Genomic DNA, 17,607 nt, shown 5'->3' with positions numbered 1-17,607 from the left:
CTCCGGAGATTGCGCACGAGCCCCGGCGCGCGGGCGCGCCGAGACCCGGGTTCGGGCGAGCCGGCCGGCCCGCGGCACGAGCTTAGCGGGCGGCGGCGAAGGGCGCCATGCCGCTCGCCTCGCCCTCGTCGTCGCCGTCCTCGTCGGCACCGAGATCGTCCTCGCCGCGGTTGAGCCGCATGCGCATCTCCTTGCCGGTCTTGAAGACGGGAATGGCCTTCTCGGCCACGGCAACGCTCTCCCCGGTGCGCGGGTTGCGTCCGATTCGCGCCTCGCGACGCTTCACCGAGAAGGCGCCGAAGCCGCGCAGCTCCACCCGATCTCCCCGCGCGAGCGCGTCCGTGATCGTGTCGAGGATCGCGCCGACGATGTTCTCGACGTCGCGCTGATAGAGGTGCGGATTCTGCTCAGCGATCCGCAGGACCAGCTCGGACTTGATCATGTCGCGCCTAGCATGTTGAAAATATTTAGTTTTCCAGTCGAGGCTGCCAGAGCGCGAGAAGCCCGTCAAGCCGAAAGCCGCGGGCCCGGGCCGAGGCGCGGGCGAGCGTGGCCGAAAGGCCGTCGAGCCCGGCGAGGTCCGCGACGAGGGCACCGGCGGCGAAGACGTCGAAGGGATCCTCCGCCCGGTCGGGCTCCCAGTCCCGCACGGGGAGGTCCTCGTCGATGCCGGCTTCCGCGAGCCAGGCGCGCGCGGTCTCCTCGTCGCCGAGCGCGTCGACGAGCCCGAGCGCCAGCGCCTGGCGCCCGTTCCACACGCGTCCGTCGGAGACCCGCTCCACCTCCGCGACGGAGAGCGGACGCCGCTCGCCGACGAGCTCGACGAACCATTGGTAGGTGTCGGAGACGACGAGGCGGATCGCCTCCACCGCGTCCTCGTCGACGGGGCTGACGGCGGAGGGCGCGGCCTTGAGCGGCGTCGACTTGATCTCGACGACCTCGATGCCGAGCTCGTCGAGGAGCCCCGACACGTTCGGCACCTGGATCAGCACGCCGATGGAGCCGACGATGGCCGTCTGGCGCGAGACGATGTGGTCGGCGCCGAGCGCCGCGATGTAGCCGCCCGACGCCGCGAGCCCGTCGACGAAGGCGACGGTGGGCTTGGCTCGCGCCACCTCGCGCAGGGCCGTGAACAGCTCCTCCGCGCCCGTCGTCGTGCCGCCGGGGCTGTTGATGCGCACGATCACGCCGCGCGCGGTCTCGGTCTCGGCTAGCTCGCGCAGCATCTCCGCCGCCTCGCGATCCGTCGTGATCATGCCGGAGACCGACACCCGCGCGACGTGGTCGCGCCCGGCGGGGATCTCGTCGGGGCCGGCGATGCGCCAGCCCACCGCGATCACCGCAATGACGGCGGCGAGGATGCCGAGCACGCGCCAGAAGCCGAGCTTGCGCCGCAGCCGGCGCCGATCGGCGACGTGCTCGGGATCGGTGCGTCCGCGATCCGGGCGTGCGGCATCGGCGGGGGAGGGGACGGTCTCGGGCATGCGCGGCCTTTCCGGATCGGGCGTCCGGGACGCGGCTGGACGCACGGGGAAGCTAGTGGCGCGGGGCTGCGACGGCAAGGGAAGTGCCGCAACGAGGAGGACAATCCAGGGTCCCTCAGTCGACACTACTTATGAGGTATATTTTAGGTTGACGAGCAATCCTGGCGGCGATTAGGTAAGGACCGTGCGCAACGCGAGCGAGGCGGACCACGCATGGCCGAGGATCTCAACCGCATCGACTGGGACGATCTGCGTCTCTTCCTCGTCGTCGCACGCATGCCGAGCCTGCGCGTCGCCGCGGACGTGCTCGGCGTCAGCGCCGCGACCCTGTCGCGACACGTCGCCACGCTGGAGCAGCGGCTCGGCACGCCGCTCTTCCTGCGCCGCAGCCGCGGGCTGGAGCTCAGCCGCGAGGGCGAGGCCCTGTTCGCGCGCTGCGAGGAGATCGAGCGCATCGTCGGGCGCGCCGCCGAATTGGACGTGGGCGCATCCCGCTTCCAGGAAGTGCATCTGGGCTGCGTCCCCGCCCTCGCCCGGCTCATCGTGCCCGCTCTGCCGCGCTTCGCCACGGGCTGGCCCGATCTGCGCCTCGTCCTCGCCGCCTCCGCCGAGGTCGGCGACTTCGAGGCGAGCGAGGTCGACATCGCGGTTCGCCTCACGCGGCCCAAGAAGGGGCGCTTCACCGTGCGGCGCGTCGCCTCCATGCCGCTCTCCGTCTGGGGGCGCGCGGACGGGCCGGCGGATCGCCCCCTCGTCCTGTGGGGCCCCGCCAACGGCCACGCGAGCCGGCTCGACGCCCTCGTGCAGGAGCGCGCGCCCGATCGGCGCGTGGCGTTCGTGACGAACGAGCTCTCGAGCTTCGTCGGCGCCCTGCGCGCCGGGCTCGGCCAGGGCGTCCTGCCGGACGTCGTGGCCCGCGAGCATCCCGAGCTCGTACGCATGGACGGCTTCGGGTCGCTGCCGGAGGAGGAGGTCTGGATCGTCACGCGCGAGGAGGCGCGCCGGCGCGCGAGCGTGCGCCAGCTCGCGACCTTCCTCGGCGGCGTCCTCTCGGACGCGCTGCGCCCGCGCGCGCGCCGGCCGATCGCGCCCGGCATGGCGATCCCCGAGGCGGCGGCCGTCCCCGGCGAATGAAGAAAAGCCCCGCGCGAGGGTCGCTCGCGCGGGGCTTCTTCGTGGTCCCGTGGCTCACGCCGCCGCCGGGGCGGCGGCGTTCGCACGGCTCACTTCTTCTCGCGGGCCTTGAGGGCGGCGCCGAGGATGTCGCCGAGGGACGCACCGCTGTCGGTCGAGCCGAACTGCGCGATCGCCTCCTTCTCCTCGGCCATCTCGAGGGCCTTGATGGAGAGCTGCACCCGGCGCGCCTTGCGGTCGAACTGCGTGACGCGCGCGTCGAGCTTCTCGCCGGGGGCGAAGCGCTCGGGGCGCTGGTCGCCGCGGTCGCGGGCGAGCTCGGCACGGCGGATGAAGGTGCCGAGATCGGTGTCGACGATCTTCACCTCGATGCCCGAGTCCTTCACCTCCGTCACCTCGCAGGTGACGACCTGGCCCTTGCGGATCTCGCCGGCATCCGCGAAGGGATCGCCCGCGAGCTGCTTGATGCCGAGCGAGATGCGCTCCTTGTCCACGTCCACGTCGAGGACCTGAGCGCGGACCATGTCGCCCTTCTTGAACTCCTCGATGACCTGCTCGCCCGGACGGTTCCAGTCGAGATCGGAGAGGTGGACCATGCCGTCCACGTCGCCTTCGAGGCCGATGAACAGGCCGAACTCGGTCTTGTTCTTGACCTCGCCCTCGACCTCGGAGCCCACCGGATGAGCCTCGGCGAAGGCGTCCCAGGGGTTCTGGAGCGTCTGCTTGAGGCCCAGCGAGATGCGGCGCTTGATCGGATCGACCTCGAGGATCTGGACCTCGACCTCCTGGGAGGTGGAGACGATCTTGCCGGGATGGACGTTCTTCTTCGTCCAGGACATCTCGGAGACGTGGATCAGCCCCTCGATGCCCGGCTCGAGCTCGACGAACGCGCCGTAATCCGTGATGTTGGTCACGCGGCCCTTGAAGCGGGCGTTGACCGGGTAGCGGGCGGCGATGCCCTCCCACGGATCGGCGAGCAGCTGCTTGATGCCCAGCGAGATGCGGTGCGTCTCGTGGTTGATCTTGATGATCTTGACCTTCACGGACTGGCCGATCTGCACCACCTCGGAGGGATGGTTCACGCGGCGCCACGCCATGTCGGTGACGTGGAGCAGGCCGTCGATGCCGCCGAGGTCGACGAACGCACCGTACTCGGTGATGTTCTTGACGACGCCCTCGATGACCTGACCCTCTTCGAGGTTGGCCACGAGCTCGGAACGCTGCTCGGCGCGGCTCTCCTCGAGGACGGTGCGGCGCGACACGACGATGTTGCCGCGACGGCGATCCATCTTGAGGATCTGGAACGGCTGCGGCACGCCCATGAGCGGGGTGACGTCGCGCACCGGGCGGATGTCGACCTGCGAGCGCGGCAGGAACGCCACGGCGCCGTCGAGATCGACGGTGTAGCCGCCCTTCACCTGGTTGAAGATCATGCCGGAGACGCGCTCGTTGGCCTCGAAGGCCTTCTCGAGCTTGACCCAGCTCTCCTCGCGGCGCGCCTTCTCGCGCGAGATCACCGCCTCGCCGAGCGCGTTCTCGACGCGGTCGACGTAGACCTCGACCTCGGAGCCGATCGAGATCGGCTCGTCGCGGCCGGGGCCCATGAATTCCTTGAGGGCGACGCGCCCCTCGGTCTTGGCGCCGATGTCGATGACGGCGACGTCCTTCTCGATCGCGACGACCTTGCCCTTGACGACGGCGCCCTCGGCGACCTCGTTCTGCTGGAAGGATTCCTCGAGGAGGGCCGCGAAATCCTCACGGCTGGGCGCGTTCTGCATGGAAGCGGACATTCAATCTCCTAGTGCCCTCGTCGGGCGTGCGCCGGCGGGTTGGCGTTGCGTTGCGTCCCCGCTCGCCGCGCCCGGGGGCGCGCGCTCTCGCGAAACCCGCCGGGCTGCCGCTCCTCGTTCGAGTGGAGCGGGCCGGCGCGACGACGGCGAACGGTGACGGTCTCTCGTCCGCGGGAGCCTCGGGAACGCCTCCCCGCCGGCCCGCGCGCCCCCTCGGGCACGCGAGTGCGGGACGGTTCCTCGCGGACGTCCTCGCGGATCGCGGCGTCTTAACGGAAAATGCCTGGACAGGCAAGGCTCGGGCGTGCTTCCAAGCGCGCCCGAGCGCCGCGGCATGCCGCGCGCACGCCTCACGCCGCCGCAGAGGGGCGCGATCCGGTCTCCCACAGCGAGAAATCGGCGGGAGATCCTCGTTGCACTGTAGCCCCGAACGAAGCCTTGCATTAGGACTATCCCCGACCCCTCGGGAGGCGTCCGGTCGACGGACGCCGTCGGGGAGGAAACGAAGAACGGGAGACGCGACAATGAAGAAGCTCATGCTCGCCACGGCGGCGGCGGCCCTGCTGACGGCCCCTGCCCTGGCGCAGGAGGGGGACATCCCCGTCGGCATCATCCTCGGCTTCACCGGGCCGCTCGAGTCGATCATGCCCAACATGGCGGCGAGCGCGGAGATGGCGTTCGCCGAGGCCTCCGAGTCGGGCCTGCTGCTCGGCGGGCGCGCCGTCGCGCCTGTGCGCGGCGATTCCACCTGCATCGACGCCGCCGCCGCCACCGCGACGGCCGAGCGCCTGATCACCTCCGACGACGTCGTCGCCATCATGGGCGCGGACTGCTCGGGCGTCACGACGGCCGTCGTCAACAACGTCTCGGTGCCCAACGGCGTCACCACGATCTCGCCCTCGGCGACCTCGCCGGCGCTGTCCACCATCGAGGACAACGACCTCTTCTTCCGCACCGCGCCCTCCGACGCGCGTCAGGGCGAGGTCATCGCGAACCTCCTCGACGAGCGCGGCATCGACGAGGTGGCGATCACCTACACCAACAACGATTACGGCCGCGGCCTCGCCGAGGCGTTCTCCTCCGCCTACGAGGCGCTCGGGCATTCGGTGCTGATCTCGGCGGCCCACGAGGACGGCCGGGCCGACTATTCGGCCGAGGTGGGCGCGCTCTCCGCGTCGGGCGCCGACACGCTGGTCGTGTTCGGCTACGTCGACCAGGGCGGCCGCGGCATCGTCCAGGCCTCCCTCGACACCGGCGCCTTCGAGGAATTCGTGTTCGCCGACGGCATGTTCGGCGACAGCATCATCGAGGCCATCGGCGACGAGCTGAACGGGCGCGTCATCGGCACCGTGCCGGGCTCCGACGGCGCGGGCACGGCCGCCTTCGCCGACCTGGCCGGCGCCGCGGGCGTCGATCCCACCGGCACCTATGCGGGCGAGAGCTACGACGCCGCCGCCCTCATCGTGCTGGCCATGCAGGCGGCGGGCTCGGCCGATCGCGCCGCGATCGCCGGCGAGGTGATGAACGTCGCCAACGCGCCGGGCGAGCCCATCGGGCCGGGCGAGCTGGCCAAGGGCCTGCAGATCCTCGCGGACGGCGGCGACATCGACTATGTCGGCGCCACCGGCGTGGAGCTGATCGGTGCGGGCGAGGCCGCCGGCTCCTATCGCGTCTACGAGATCGAGGACGGCGCGTTCCAGACGATCGAGTTCCGCTGAGCGTTCCTCACGCGCGGCGTCGGTCCGGGCCTCGCGGCCCGGACCGGCGTCGTCACGAGAAGTGTACCCGCATGATCCGCGTCGACGACCTGCATCTGAGCTTCGGCGGCATCAAGGCCGTGAACGGGGCGAGCCTCGAGATCGCGAAGGGCTCCATCACCGGGCTCATCGGCCCCAACGGCGCGGGCAAGACGACGCTCTTCAACGTCATCGCCGGCCACTACAAGCCGACCTCCGGGCGCGTCTTCCTCGACGGCGAGGACGTGACGGGGCTGCCTCCCCACGCACTGTTCGCCCGCGGCCTGCTGCGCACCTTCCAGATCGCCCACGAGTTCTCGACGCTCACCGTGCGCGAGAACCTGATGATGGTGCCCCCGAGCCAAGCGGGCGAGACCTTGTGGAACGCCTGGTTCCGCCGCCGCGAGATCGCCGCGCAGGAGCGCGCCCTCGTCGAGAAGACGGAGGAGGTGCTGCACTTCCTCCACCTCAACCACGTAGCGGACGAGCTCGCCGGCAACCTCTCGGGCGGCCAGAAGAAGCTGCTCGAGCTCGGTCGCACCATGATGGTGGACGCCAAGATCGTCTTCCTCGACGAGGTGGGCGCGGGCGTGAACCGCACGCTGCTCAAGACCATCGGCCACGCCATCGAGCGGCTCAACCGCGAGCGCGGCTACACGTTCTGCATGATCGAGCACGACATGGACTTCATCGGGCGCCTGTGCGACCCCGTCATCGTCATGGCGGAGGGCTCCGTCCTGACGCAGGGCCATCCCGACGCGGTGCGCGCCGACGAGCGGGTGATCGAGGCCTATCTCGGGCGCGGCCTGAAGAACCGCCGCCGCGAGCCGGTCGGGCCGGCCGCGCAGCCGGGAGCCTCCGCATGAGCTTCCTCTCGGGCGCGCACATGACCGGCGGCTACGGCGGCGCCGACATCCTGCACGATTGCACCATCGGCGTGGAGCGCGGCGAGATCGCCGTCATCGTCGGCCCCAACGGCGCCGGCAAGTCCACGGCCATGAAGGCGATCTTCGGCATGCTGGCGCTGCGCCAGGGCACGATCACGCTCGACGGGCGCGACATCGGCGCGCTCTCGCCGCAGGAGCGCGTCGTCGCCGGCATGGGCTTCGTGCCGCAGACCTCCAACGTCTTCCGCGCGCTCACCGTCGAGGAGAACCTCGAGATGGGCGCCTACATCCGCAAGGACGACTATCGCGAGACAATGGAGCAGGTCTTCGCGCTCTTCCCCATCCTGCGCGAGAAGCGCCGCCAGCCCGCGGGCGAGCTCTCCGGCGGCCAGCGCCAGCAGGTCGCGGTGGGCCGCGCGCTGATGACGAAGCCCAAGGTGCTCATGCTCGACGAGCCCACCGCCGGCGTCTCGCCCATCGTCATGGACGAGCTCTTCGACAAGATCCTCGACGTGGCGAAGACCGGCATCGCCATCCTCATGGTGGAGCAGAACGCCCGCCAGGCGCTCGAGATCGCCGACAAGGGCTACGTCCTCGTCCAGGGCCGCAACCGCTACACGGACACCGGCGCCGCGCTCCTCGCGGACCCGGAGGTCCGCCGCACCTTCCTCGGAGGCTGACCGGCCGTGGAAAACCTCGCCAACGCCTTCGTGGTGCTCGCCAACTTCGTGCTGATCCCGGGCGTCGCCTACGGTGCGCAGCTCGCTCTCGGCGCGCTCGGCGTCACGCTGATCTACGCCGTCCTGCGCTTTTCGAACTTCGCCCACGGCGACCTCATGGCCTTCGGCACGATGGCCACGATCCTCGGCACCTGGTGGCTCCAGGCCAACGGGATCGGCATCCATCCGCTGCCCACCGCCCTCCTGATGCTGCCGGTGGGCATCGCCGCCGCCGTCGCGCTGGCGCTGGGCACCGACCGGGTGGTCTACCGCTTCTATCGGCGGCGCAAGGCGGCACCGGTGGTGTTCGTCATCGTCTCGGTGGGCGTGATGTTCGTCTACAACGCGCTGGTGCGCTTCTTCATCGGCGTCGAGGACCAGCGCTTCGAGGACGGGGAGCGCTTCATAATCCGCGCGCGGGACTTCGAGACGCTGACGGGCCTCGACGAGGGCCTGGCGCTGCGCTCCAGCCAGGTGCTCACCGTCGTCGTCGCCCTCGTGGCGGTGGCCGCGCTGTTCTGGTTCCTGCAGCGCACGCGCACCGGCAAGGCCATGCGCGCGTTCTCCGACAACGAGGATCTGGCGCTGCTCTCGGGGATCGACCCCAAGCGCGTGGTGATGATCACCTGGGTGCTCGCGGCGACGCTCGCGACGCTCGCCGGCGTGCTCTACGGGCTCGACAAGAGCTTCCGGCCGTTCAACTACTTCCAGCTCCTGCTGCCCATCTTCGCCGCCGCCATCGTCGGCGGCATCGGCAAGCCCGTGGGCGCCGTCGTCGGCGGCTTCGTCGTGGCCTTCTCGGAGGTCGGGCTCACCTACGCCTACAGGCGCGTGCTGCAATACGTCGTGCCGGAGGACCTGATGCCCGACGGGCTCGCCCAGCTCCTGTCGACGGACTACAAGTTCGCCGTCTCCTTCATCATCCTGGTCCTCGTCCTCCTCCTGAGGCCGACCGGCATCCTGCGGGGGCGCGTGATATGAGCCCGTCCGTCCGGACACCCCTCTTCTTCGCGATCATGGCCGCCGCGCTGCTGGCGGTGGGCGTCTTCCAATCATGGACGCTCGCGCTCGCGATCCTCAACCTCTCGCTCGTCTCCGCCATCATGGCGCTGGGCGTGAACATGCAATGGGGCTATGCCGGCCTCTTCAACGTCGGCGTCATGGGCTTCGCCGCACTGGGCGGCGTCGGCGCCGTGCTGGTCTCGATGCCCCCCGTGCCCGGCGCCTGGGCGGCGGGATCGTGGGACCTCGCCTTCGCCGCGCTCGCGGTGCTGGCCACGATCGGGGCCGCGCTCCTCGTGACGCGTCTCGTGCCGAAGGGGCGCCGCACGCTGCCCATCATCCTCGTCCTCGTTATCGGCTATTTCGCCATCCGCTATTTCGGCGACCGTGCCACCGAGGCGGTGGAAGGCTACGAGGCGGCCTCGCTCGGCTATCTCGGCGGGCTCGGCCTGCCGGTGCTCCTCGGCTGGGTCGTCGGCGCGCTGTTCGCCGCGGGCGCCGCCTGGCTCATCGGCAAGGTGGCGCTGGGGCTGCGCTCGGACTACCTCGCCATCGCGACGCTGGGCATCTCAGAGATCATCATCGCCATCATCAAGAACGAGGCCTGGCTCACCCGCGGCGTGAAGAACGTCACGGGCCTGCCGCGCCCCGCGCCCTACGAGATCGAGCTGCAGCAGGATCCGGGCTTCGTCGATTTCGCCACGGGCCTGGGCCTGCCGGCGACGACGGCCTCCTCGCTCGCCGTCGCGCTCGTCTACACGGCGCTCTTCTCCCTGGTGCTGATCGCGCTGCTCGCCCTGTCGGAGCGCGCGCTCAACTCGCCCTGGGGCCGCATGATGCGCGCGATCCGCGACAATCGCGACGCCGCCGCCGCCATGGGCAAGGACGTCACCCGCCGCCACCTGCAGATCTTCGTCATCGGCTCGGCCGTCGTCGGGCTCGGCGGGGCGATGCTCGTGACCCTCGACGGCCAGTTCACGCCGGGCTCCTACCAGCCGCTGCGCTTCACCTTCCTCATCTGGGTGATGGTGATCCTCGGGGGCTCGGGCAACAACATGGGCTCGGTGCTGGGCGCCTTCGTGATCTGGTTCGTCTGGGTGCAGGCCGAGCCCGCCGGCCTGTGGCTGATGGACACGATCACCGCCGGCATGGCGCAGGGCGACGCCCTGCGGGCGCATCTCCTCGATTCCGCGCCGCATCTGCGCCTCTTCCTGATGGGCGTCATCCTCCTCGTCGTCCTGCGCTTCTCGCCCCGCGGCCTCCTGCCGGAGAAGACGGGGGGCGTGCCGCGCAAGGCGTGAGGCGAGCAGCGCGCGGGTAGCGCGCGGCAGCGTCGCACCTATATGGTGGAGCCGAGGACACGACGAGGCCCGCGATGAAGCCGATCGAGATCTACCTGCGCACCTGGTGCCCCTATTGCATCGCCGCCAAGGGGCTGCTCGACAAGAAGGGCGCGGCCTACACGGTGATCGACATCGAGGCGGAGCCCGAGCGACGGCGCGAAATGATCGAGCGGGCGAACGGGCGCAGCACCGTCCCGCAGATCTTCGTCGGCGAGACGCATGTGGGCGGCTTCGACGACCTCTCCGCCCTGGATCGCGCCGGCCGGCTCGATCCGCTGCTCGCAGCTTGAGACGAGGAGAGCGCAGCATGAGCCGGATCGTCGTCGCCTGCGTCGGGATGCGCTCGAGCCGCGATCCCGCCGCCAATCGCGAGGCCGCGATCGCCGGCGTGAACGCCGCCGCGGACGCGGGGGCCGTCTACGTCCAGACGCCGGAGATGACGGCGCTGCTCGAGCGCGACCGCGCGGCGCTCTTCGACAAGATCCGCGAGGAGGATGCCGACGAGACCATCGCGGCCCTGCGCGAGGTCGCGCGTCGGCGCGGCGTCACCGTCCATCTCGGCTCGCTGGCGATCCGGGTCGGCGAGAAGGTGGCGAACCGCGCGGTCGTCATCGGTCCCGACGGTGCGATCCTCGCGACCTACGACAAGATCCATCTCTTCGACGTCGACCTGCCCAACGGCGAGACCTGGCGCGAGAGCAACACCTATGTCGGCGGCGATCGCGCGGTGATCGCCCGCGCGCCGCTGGGCGAGGCGGGAGAGGCCGGGATCGGCGTCGCCATCTGCTACGACATCCGCTTCCCGCATCTCTACCGCGCTTACGGCGAGGCCGGGGCGGCGATCCTCACCGCACCGGCGGCCTTCACGCGCCAGACCGGGGAGGCGCATTGGCAGGTCCTCGCCCGCGCCCGCGCCATCGAGAACGGCGCCTTCTTCGTCGCCGCCGCCCAGGGCGGCGTGCACGAGGACGGGCGGGAGACCTACGGCCATTCGATCATCGTCGACCCGTGGGGACGCGTTCTCGCCGAGGGCGACGCCGAGCCCGGCATCGTCGCCGCGCAGATCGACCTCGACGCCGTGGCGGAGGCGCGCCGGCGCATCCCGAGCCTGCGGCACGGGCGCCCCTTCACCCTCGTCGGCGGCGCGGGCTGAGCCCCGGCCGCCGGTCGAGGGCGGGTCGTCACGCCGGCCTTCACTTCGGCTGCATGCGCAGCGCGCCGTCGAGGCGGATCGTCTCGCCGTTGAGCATGTCGTTCTCGACGATGGACTTGACGAGCGCCGCGTATTCCGACGGCTTGCCGAGGCGCGAGGGGAAGGGCACGTTCGCCGCGAGCGAGGTGCGCACCTCCTCCGAGAGCGAGGCGAACATCGGCGTCTCGAACAGGCCCGGCAGGATCGTCACGACGCGGATGCCGAAGCCCGAGAGGTCGCGGGCGACCGGCAGCGTCAGGCCCACGACGCCGCCCTTCGATGCGGCGTAGGCCGCCTGGCCGATCTGCCCGTCCTGCGCGGCGACCGACGCCGTCGAGACGATGACGCCGCGCCCGCCGTCCGCCGTCACGGGATCGAGCCCGGCCATGCCCGTCGCGCACTTGGCGATCATGGCGAAGGTGCCGATCAGGTTGACGTGGATCGTCTTCGTGAAGGTCTCGAGATCGTGGGCGACGAGGGCGCCGGTGTCGCGCTTCTTGGAGACCGTGCGCTTGCCGGGCGCGATACCGGCGCAATTGACGAGCAGGCGCTCGACGCCGTGGGCCGCGCGGGCCTTTTCCAGGCCGGCGTCGATCGAGGCCTCGTCGGTGACGTCGACGGCGCAGAAGAGGCCGCCGATCTCGCGCGCCACGGCCTCGCCGCGCTCCGCGTCGCGATCGAAGAGCGCGACCTTCACGCCGGCGTCCGCGAGGCGCCGCGCGGTGGCCTCGCCGAGGCCCGAGGCGCCGCCGGTGACGATGGCGGCGGAAACGTCGGTGAGCTGCATCTTGTCTTCCTCCTTGGGATCGCATCCGTTTAGCGGGCACCGGGAGAACGCGAAAGGCCCCGGCGGCGCATGCGTCGCCGGGGCGGCTGCCCTGTCGCCCGCGATGTTGCAATGCAGCGAGAAATCCCGTAGCTCAAATGGTGAAATCGCCGGGGCTCGGCCGCTCGTGTCCGCCCCCTCCCGTCGAAATCCCCCGAAAGACCCCATGCCCTCCTTCCTCGATCCCGCGCGCCTGCGCGCCGAATGGCTCGGCAACGTGCGCGGCGACCTGCTCGCCGGGCTCGTCGTCGCCCTCGCTCTCATCCCCGAGGCGATCGCCTTCTCGATCATCGCCGGCGTCGATCCGAAGGTGGGGCTCTACGCCTCCTTCTCCATCGCCGTCGTCGCGGCGATCGCGGGCGGGCGCCCGGGCATGATCTCGGCGGCGACGGCGGCGACCGCCGTCCTGATGGTCGACCTCGTGCGCGATCACGGGCTCGAATACCTGCTCGCCGCGACCGTGCTGGCGGGCGTCCTGCAGGTGATCGCGGGCATCCTGCGCCTGGGGCGGCTGATGCGCTTCGTGTCTCGCTCGGTGATGACGGGCTTCGTCAACGCGCTCGCGATCCTGATCTTCATGGCGCAGCTTCCGGAGCTGATCGGCGTGCCGTGGCTCACCTACGTGATGGTCGCCGCCGGCCTGGTGATCATCTACGGCTTCCCGCGGATCACGACCGCGATCCCCGCCCCGCTCGTGTGCATCCTCGTCCTCACCGCGGTGGCGGTGGGGCTCGGCATGGACCTGCGCACGGTGGGCGACATGGGCGAATTGCCCTCGACGTTGCCGGTCTTCCTCCTGCCGGACGTGCCGCTCACCCTCGAGACCTTCATGATCGTCCTGCCCTATTCCGCCGCGGTGGCGGCGGTGGGCCTGCTCGAATCGCTGATGACGGCGCAGATCGTCGACGACCTCACCGACACCGACAGCGACCGCGACCGCGAATGCGTGGGCCAGGGCGCGGCGAACTTCGTGACGGGCTTTCTCGGCGGCATGGCGGGCTGCGCCATGATCGGCCAGTCGGTGATCAACGTGAAGTCCGGCGGGCGCGGGCGGCTCTCGTGCTTCGTCGCCGGCGTGTTCCTGCTCGTTCTCGTGGTCGTGCTCGGCGATCTCGTCTCGATCATCCCGATGGCGGCGCTCGTCGCGATCATGATCATGGTGTCGGTCGGCACGTTCTCCTGGTCGTCGCTGCGCGAGCTCGCGACGAATCCGCGGCGCTCCTCCACAGTGATGCTCGCCACCGTCGCCGGCGTGGTGCTCACGCACAACCTCGCCATCGGCGTGCTCATCGGCGTGCTCCTGTCGGGCATCTTCTTCGCCTCGAAGGTGGCGCAGCTGTTCCGCGTCGGCTCGACGCTGTCGAAGGACGGGCGCGCCCGGGCCTACGTCGTCGAGGGCCAGGTGTTCTTCGCCTCCTCCGAGAGCTTCCTCGCCGCTTTCGACTTCCGCGAGGCGCTGGAGTCGGTCACGATCGACGTCTCGCGCGCCCATATCTGGGACCTGACGGGCGTCGGCGCTCTCGACAAGGTGGTGCTGAAGTTCCGCCGCGAGGGCACGACCGTCGAGATCGTCGGCCTCAACGAGGCGAGCGCGACCATCGTCGACAAGCTCGCCGTCCACGACAAGCCGGACGCGCTCGCGCGCCTCGGCGGCCATTGAGGAGAGGCCTTTCATGCGTACCATCCTCGCTCTGGTCGACGGCTCGCTCTACGCGGGCAGCGTCTGCGACCTCGCCGCCTGGGCCGCCGCGCGCACCGCGTCCACGGTGACGCTGCTGCACGTGCTCGGCCGACGCGAGACCGCGACGACGCCCATCGACCTCTCGGGCTCGCTCAGGGCCGACGCCCGCGAGGCGCTCCTCGCCGAGCTCGCGGCCAACGACGAATCGCGTGCGCGCCTGGCGCAGAAGCGCGGACGGCTCCTTCTGGACGACGCACGGGCGCGCATCGAGAAGGCGGCGGCCGCCACCGGCGTCGAGGCGAAGCTTCGCCACGGCGACCTCCTCGATGCCGTCGCCGAGCTCGAGCCCGAGGCCGCCCTCGTCGTCGTCGGCAAGCGCGGCGAGGCGGCGGACTTCGCCAAGGGGCATCTGGGCTCGAATCTCGAGCGCATCGTGCGCGCCAGCACGCGTCCGGTGCTGGTGGCGGCGCGCGCGTTCCGCCCGATCGCCAAGGTGGTCCTCGCCTATGACGCGAGCCCGTCGGCCGAGCGCGCGCTCGATCTCGCTTCGCACGACCCCATGACGAACGGCCTCGCGGTCGAGGTGATCACGGTCGGCGACGGCGAGGCGGCGCGCACGCGCGTCGAGGCGGCGGCGGAGCGGCTGCGCGCGGCCGGCCGCGCGGCCACGGGTCGCGTCGTCGCGGGCGAGCCCGAGGAGGCGATCGGCGCCGCCGTCGAGGCGAGCGAGGCGGATCTCCTCGTCATGGGCGCCTTCGGCCACGGGCGCCTGCGGGCGCTGGTCGTCGGCTCGACCACGACGGCGATGGTGCGGCGCTGCCGCATCCCGGTGCTGATGGTCCGTTGAGCGCGACGGCGCCACGCGCGGCGCTTGCGCCTTCCCCCGTCGGTGTCACGCATGTTAAGGACCCGCATCCGTATGGGAGAGGGTCCTGACACCATGGCCGTGACGCGCCGATGCAGCCCGGGGATCGACCGATGAGCGCCGAGGCACTCAAGCGCGAGGCGGCGGCGCGCGCGCTCGCCCTCGTCGAGCCCGGCATGCGGCTGGGGCTCGGCACGGGCTCGACCGCCAAGCACTTCGTCGCGCTGCTCGGCGAGAAGGTGCGCGCCGGCCTCGACGTCGTCGGCGTGCCGACCTCGGAGGCGACGCGGGCGCAGGCCGAGGCCGAGGGCATCCGCCTCGCGACCCTCGACGAGTTCCCCGGGCTCGACCTCACCGTCGACGGCGCGGACGAGCTCGACGACGCGCTCAACCTGGTCAAGGGCGGCGGCGGCGCGCTGCTGCGCGAGAAGATCGTCGCCGCGGCCTCGCGCCGCATGATCGTCATCGCCGACGCCTCCAAGCGCGTGCCCACGCTCGGCGCCTTCCCGCTCCCCATCGAGGTCGTGCCCTTCGGGCTCGAGGCGACGCGGCGGGCCGTGGAACGCGCGATCGCGGTGGCCGGCGCCTCGGGGACGCTCGGCCTCAGAAACGCCACGGACAACACGCCCTACCTCACCGACGGCGGCCATTTCATCCTCGACGCCCGTCTCGGGCGAATCGAGGCGCCCGACGCGCTCGCGGCCGCGCTCGCCACCGTGCCCGGCGTCGTCGAGCACGGCCTCTTCCTCGGCCTCGCGACGGGCGCCGTGATCGCGACCGACGACGGTCTCGTCACGCTCGGCGACGTCTGATACCGACCTTCAAACGATTATCCGGAGCCATCCGCATCATGATGAGACCCCTTCTCGCCGCTTCCACGCTCGCCGTCGCGATCGCGCTCGCCGGCGCCGCGACGACCGGCGCCCGCGCGCAGACGGAGGCGGCGCCTGCCGCGCAGACGCAGTTCTCGGAGAGCCACCTCGCGCTCGCCCGCGAGGTCGTGACCTCGTCGGGCATGGCCCGATCGTTCCAGGCGGTGATCCCGCAGATGCAGGAGGGCCTCCTGCGTCGCTACGGCCGCAACCCGGCGCTCCTCGACGACGTCACGGAGGTGATCCGCGAGCTCGAGCCGGAGATGGAGCTGCAGCGCCGCGCCATGGTGAACCGCGCCGCCCGCGTCATCGCCGCACGCCTCTCCGAGGAGGAGCTCACCGAGATCGCCGCCTTCTTCGAGACCGACGCCGGCAAGCGCTACGTCGAGGTCCAGCCGGCGATCCTCGACGGTCTGATCTCGGAGATGCAGGTCTGGTCCCAGGAGCTCAACGAGTACCTGCAGATCCGCGTCCAGGCGGAGATGGTGGAGCGACGCGAGGCCGGCGGCGGCGAGGCGGCCACGCCCGCCCAGTGACACCACGCCGACACCGCGCCCGCGCCGGCTTCGATCGGCTCGCATGAAGCGCCCGCAGACGGCGCGCCCCGTCCCACAGGAGCACGCCCCATGGCCGGCGATTTCGACCTCGACCTCTTCGTCATCGGCGGCGGCTCGGGGGGCGTGCGCGCGGCGCGCATCGCCGCCGGCTACGGCGCGAAGGTCGCGATCGCCGAGGAATACCGCTACGGCGGCACCTGCGTCATCCGCGGCTGCGTGCCCAAGAAGCTGATGGTGCTGGCCTCCCGCTTCGCCGACGATTTCGCCGATGCCGCCGGCTACGGCTGGAGCGTGGGCGAGACGGCGTTCGACTGGCAGACGCTCGTCGCCAACAAGGAGCGCGAGATCACGCGGCTCGAGGGCGTCTACCGCGCCAACCTGGAGCGTGCGGGCGTGCGCCTGCTCGAGGGCCGGGCCGTGATCGAGGGGCCGCACGCGGTGCGCCTCCTTTCGACGGGCGAGGTGTTTCGCGCCCGCCACATCCTCGTCGCCGTCGGCGCGCGCCCCTCGCTCGAGCCGATGATCCCCGGCGGCGAGCTGGGCATCACCTCCAACGAGATCTTCGACATTCCCGAGCAGCCGAAGCGCATCCTCGTCGTCGGCGGCGGCTATATCGGCGTCGAGTTCGCGGGCATCTTCGCGGGGCTGGGCTCGAAGGTGACGATGTCGCTTCGCGGCGACAAGCTGCTGCGCGGCTTCGACGAGGACCTGCGCGATCGCCTCGGCGCCGCCTATTCCCGCAAGGGCGTCGACCTGCGCTTCGGCACGACGCTGGAGCGCCTCGCGCGCCGACCCGACGGCGCCGTCGACGCCACCTTCCAGGGCGGGGACACGGCCGTGTTCGACCGGGTGCTCGTCGCCACGGGCCGCCGGCCCAACACCGCCGATCTCGGGCTCGAGACGGCGGGCGTCGCCCTCGACGCGGGCGGGGCGATCGTGGTGGACGGCTATTCGCGCACCCTCGTGCCCTCGATCTCGGCGGTCGGCGACGTGACGAACCGGGCAGCGCTCACCCCGGTCGCCATCCGCGAGGGCCACGCCTTCGCCGACACGGTCTTCGGCGACAAGCCCGCCATGGTCGACCACGAGCTGATCCCCACCGCGGTGTTCTCGACGCCCGAGATCGGCACGGTGGGCTGCTCGGAGACGCTGGCGCGTAGCCGCAGCGACGACGTCGCGATCTACGAGACGTCCTTCCGCTCCATGCGCGCGACGCTCTCGGGGCGCGACGACCCGGTCTACATGAAGCTCGTCGTCGACGCGAAGAGCGACCGGGTGATGGGCGTGCACCTGTTCGGGCGCGACTCGGGCGAGATGATCCAGCTCGCCGGGATCGCCGTGACCATGGGCGCGACCAAGGCGGATTTCGACCGCACCATCGCCGTCCACCCGACCGCGGCGGAGGAGCTCGTCACGATGCGCACCCGGGCGCGGTGACGTGGGGAGCGCCGTTAGCCGCAACAAAGTTGCGCGTATCGGGAATCGTACGCAAGGGCGCGACGGAGGCTCGCGTCCCCGT

At 71.0% G+C, this 17,607-nt stretch carries 17 protein-coding genes; 13 read left to right on the top strand and 4 right to left on the bottom strand.

The window, feature by feature from the left end; genetic code table 11:
* Positions 1–82 precede the first annotated feature (82 nt).
* Together IEX89_RS14910 and sppA are read right to left on the bottom strand one after the other, a co-directional pair.
* Positions 83–442 carry an integration host factor subunit beta gene (locus IEX89_RS14910; RefSeq protein ID WP_188914013.1) on the bottom strand — a complete coding sequence of 120 codons (360 nt, stop codon included), beginning with the start codon at positions 440–442 and terminating at the stop codon, positions 83–85.
* Positions 443–467: 25 nt separating this feature from the next.
* Positions 468–1,484, bottom strand: coding sequence for a signal peptide peptidase SppA (sppA, locus tag IEX89_RS14905; RefSeq protein ID WP_188914012.1), 1,017 nt, complete (start codon positions 1,482–1,484; stop codon positions 468–470).
* A 213-nt stretch (positions 1,485–1,697) separates the two neighbouring features.
* On the opposite strand from sppA, the gene IEX89_RS14900 reads away from it, so the two are divergent.
* Entirely contained in the window at positions 1,698–2,618 is a 921-nt protein-coding gene (locus IEX89_RS14900) for a LysR family transcriptional regulator (RefSeq protein ID WP_188914011.1), read from the top strand.
* Between the two features lie 89 nt (positions 2,619–2,707).
* On the opposite strand, the gene rpsA is transcribed toward IEX89_RS14900, so the two are convergent.
* Positions 2,708–4,408, bottom strand: coding sequence for a 30S ribosomal protein S1 (gene rpsA, locus IEX89_RS14895; protein WP_188914010.1), 1,701 nt, complete (start codon positions 4,406–4,408; stop codon positions 2,708–2,710).
* A 524-nt stretch (positions 4,409–4,932) separates the two neighbouring features.
* Here rpsA and IEX89_RS14890 point away from each other — a divergent pair.
* From IEX89_RS14890 to IEX89_RS14860, 7 genes are all read left to right on the top strand, one after another.
* The gene (locus tag IEX89_RS14890) at positions 4,933–6,126 is read left to right on the top strand and encodes an ABC transporter substrate-binding protein (RefSeq protein WP_188914009.1); all 1,194 of its coding nucleotides are present in this window, start codon (positions 4,933–4,935) and stop codon (positions 6,124–6,126) included.
* 71 nt (positions 6,127–6,197) lie between these two features.
* Positions 6,198–7,010 carry an ABC transporter ATP-binding protein gene (locus IEX89_RS14885; RefSeq protein WP_188914008.1) on the top strand — a complete coding sequence of 271 codons (813 nt, stop codon included), beginning with the start codon at positions 6,198–6,200 and terminating at the stop codon, positions 7,008–7,010.
* Entirely contained in the window at positions 7,007–7,711 is a 705-nt protein-coding gene (locus IEX89_RS14880; protein WP_188914007.1) for an ABC transporter ATP-binding protein, read from the top strand. The genes IEX89_RS14885 and IEX89_RS14880 overlap by 4 nt, the downstream gene beginning before the upstream one ends.
* 6 nt (positions 7,712–7,717) lie before the next feature.
* Positions 7,718–8,731: a branched-chain amino acid ABC transporter permease gene (locus tag IEX89_RS14875; RefSeq protein ID WP_188914006.1), complete on the top strand. Its 1,014-nt coding sequence runs from the start codon at positions 7,718–7,720 to the stop codon at positions 8,729–8,731.
* Positions 8,728–10,053 carry a branched-chain amino acid ABC transporter permease gene (locus IEX89_RS14870; protein ID WP_188914005.1) on the top strand — a complete coding sequence of 442 codons (1,326 nt, stop codon included), beginning with the start codon at positions 8,728–8,730 and terminating at the stop codon, positions 10,051–10,053. Before IEX89_RS14875 ends, IEX89_RS14870 begins: the two co-directional genes overlap by 4 nt.
* 74 nt (positions 10,054–10,127) lie before the next feature.
* A complete protein-coding gene (grxC, locus tag IEX89_RS14865) occupies positions 10,128–10,385 on the top strand; it encodes a glutaredoxin 3 (protein ID WP_188914004.1) in 258 nt (85 codons plus the stop codon).
* Between the two features lie 17 nt (positions 10,386–10,402).
* On the top strand, positions 10,403–11,248 hold the full coding sequence (locus IEX89_RS14860) for a carbon-nitrogen hydrolase family protein (protein WP_244645463.1): 846 nt from the start codon (positions 10,403–10,405) through the stop codon (positions 11,246–11,248).
* 40 nt (positions 11,249–11,288) lie between these two features.
* Here the strand turns inward: IEX89_RS14860 and IEX89_RS14855 are convergent, their stop codons facing one another.
* Entirely contained in the window at positions 11,289–12,074 is a 786-nt protein-coding gene (locus tag IEX89_RS14855; protein WP_188914003.1) for an SDR family NAD(P)-dependent oxidoreductase, read from the bottom strand.
* A gap of 205 nt (positions 12,075–12,279) precedes the next feature.
* On the opposite strand from IEX89_RS14855, the gene IEX89_RS14850 reads away from it, so the two are divergent.
* From IEX89_RS14850 to gor, 5 genes are all read left to right on the top strand, one after another.
* A complete protein-coding gene (locus IEX89_RS14850) occupies positions 12,280–13,773 on the top strand; it encodes a SulP family inorganic anion transporter (RefSeq protein WP_188914002.1) in 1,494 nt (497 codons plus the stop codon).
* Positions 13,774–13,786: 13 nt separating this feature from the next.
* On the top strand, positions 13,787–14,641 hold the full coding sequence (locus IEX89_RS14845; protein WP_188914001.1) for a universal stress protein: 855 nt from the start codon (positions 13,787–13,789) through the stop codon (positions 14,639–14,641).
* Positions 14,642–14,772: 131 nt separating this feature from the next.
* Positions 14,773–15,471, top strand: a complete 699-nt coding sequence (rpiA, locus tag IEX89_RS14840; RefSeq protein WP_188914000.1) for a ribose-5-phosphate isomerase RpiA — start codon at positions 14,773–14,775, stop codon at positions 15,469–15,471.
* 38 nt (positions 15,472–15,509) lie between these two features.
* The gene (locus tag IEX89_RS14835) at positions 15,510–16,067 is read left to right on the top strand and encodes a DUF2059 domain-containing protein (RefSeq protein ID WP_188913999.1); all 558 of its coding nucleotides are present in this window, start codon (positions 15,510–15,512) and stop codon (positions 16,065–16,067) included.
* A 90-nt stretch (positions 16,068–16,157) separates the two neighbouring features.
* On the top strand, positions 16,158–17,525 hold the full coding sequence (gene gor, locus IEX89_RS14830; protein WP_188913998.1) for a glutathione-disulfide reductase: 1,368 nt from the start codon (positions 16,158–16,160) through the stop codon (positions 17,523–17,525).
* Positions 17,526–17,607: the final 82 nt, after the last annotated feature.

It is taken from the genome of Salinarimonas ramus, from assembly GCF_014645695.1.
GTDB classification, from domain to species: domain Bacteria; phylum Pseudomonadota; class Alphaproteobacteria; order Rhizobiales; family Beijerinckiaceae; genus Salinarimonas; species Salinarimonas ramus.
This window is presented reverse-complemented; position numbering and strand designations above follow the sequence as displayed.

Coding starts and splice junctions, on each gene's coding strand:
- IEX89_RS14910 (WP_188914013.1), bottom strand. CDS start 442: ATGATCAAGTCCGAGCTGGTCCTGCGGATCGCTGAGCAGAATCCGCAC.
- sppA (WP_188914012.1), bottom strand. CDS start 1,484: ATGCCCGAGACCGTCCCCTCCCCCGCCGATGCCGCACGCCCGGATCGC.
- IEX89_RS14900 (WP_188914011.1), top strand. CDS start 1,698: ATGGCCGAGGATCTCAACCGCATCGACTGGGACGATCTGCGTCTCTTC.
- rpsA (WP_188914010.1), bottom strand. CDS start 4,408: ATGTCCGCTTCCATGCAGAACGCGCCCAGCCGTGAGGATTTCGCGGCC.
- IEX89_RS14890 (WP_188914009.1), top strand. CDS start 4,933: ATGAAGAAGCTCATGCTCGCCACGGCGGCGGCGGCCCTGCTGACGGCC.
- IEX89_RS14885 (WP_188914008.1), top strand. CDS start 6,198: ATGATCCGCGTCGACGACCTGCATCTGAGCTTCGGCGGCATCAAGGCC.
- IEX89_RS14880 (WP_188914007.1), top strand. CDS start 7,007: ATGAGCTTCCTCTCGGGCGCGCACATGACCGGCGGCTACGGCGGCGCC.
- IEX89_RS14870 (WP_188914005.1), top strand. CDS start 8,728: ATGAGCCCGTCCGTCCGGACACCCCTCTTCTTCGCGATCATGGCCGCC.
- grxC (WP_188914004.1), top strand. CDS start 10,128: ATGAAGCCGATCGAGATCTACCTGCGCACCTGGTGCCCCTATTGCATC.
- IEX89_RS14860 (WP_244645463.1), top strand. CDS start 10,403: ATGAGCCGGATCGTCGTCGCCTGCGTCGGGATGCGCTCGAGCCGCGAT.
- IEX89_RS14855 (WP_188914003.1), bottom strand. CDS start 12,074: ATGCAGCTCACCGACGTTTCCGCCGCCATCGTCACCGGCGGCGCCTCG.
- IEX89_RS14850 (WP_188914002.1), top strand. CDS start 12,280: ATGCCCTCCTTCCTCGATCCCGCGCGCCTGCGCGCCGAATGGCTCGGC.
- IEX89_RS14845 (WP_188914001.1), top strand. CDS start 13,787: ATGCGTACCATCCTCGCTCTGGTCGACGGCTCGCTCTACGCGGGCAGC.
- rpiA (WP_188914000.1), top strand. CDS start 14,773: ATGAGCGCCGAGGCACTCAAGCGCGAGGCGGCGGCGCGCGCGCTCGCC.
- IEX89_RS14835 (WP_188913999.1), top strand. CDS start 15,510: ATGATGAGACCCCTTCTCGCCGCTTCCACGCTCGCCGTCGCGATCGCG.
- gor (WP_188913998.1), top strand. CDS start 16,158: ATGGCCGGCGATTTCGACCTCGACCTCTTCGTCATCGGCGGCGGCTCG.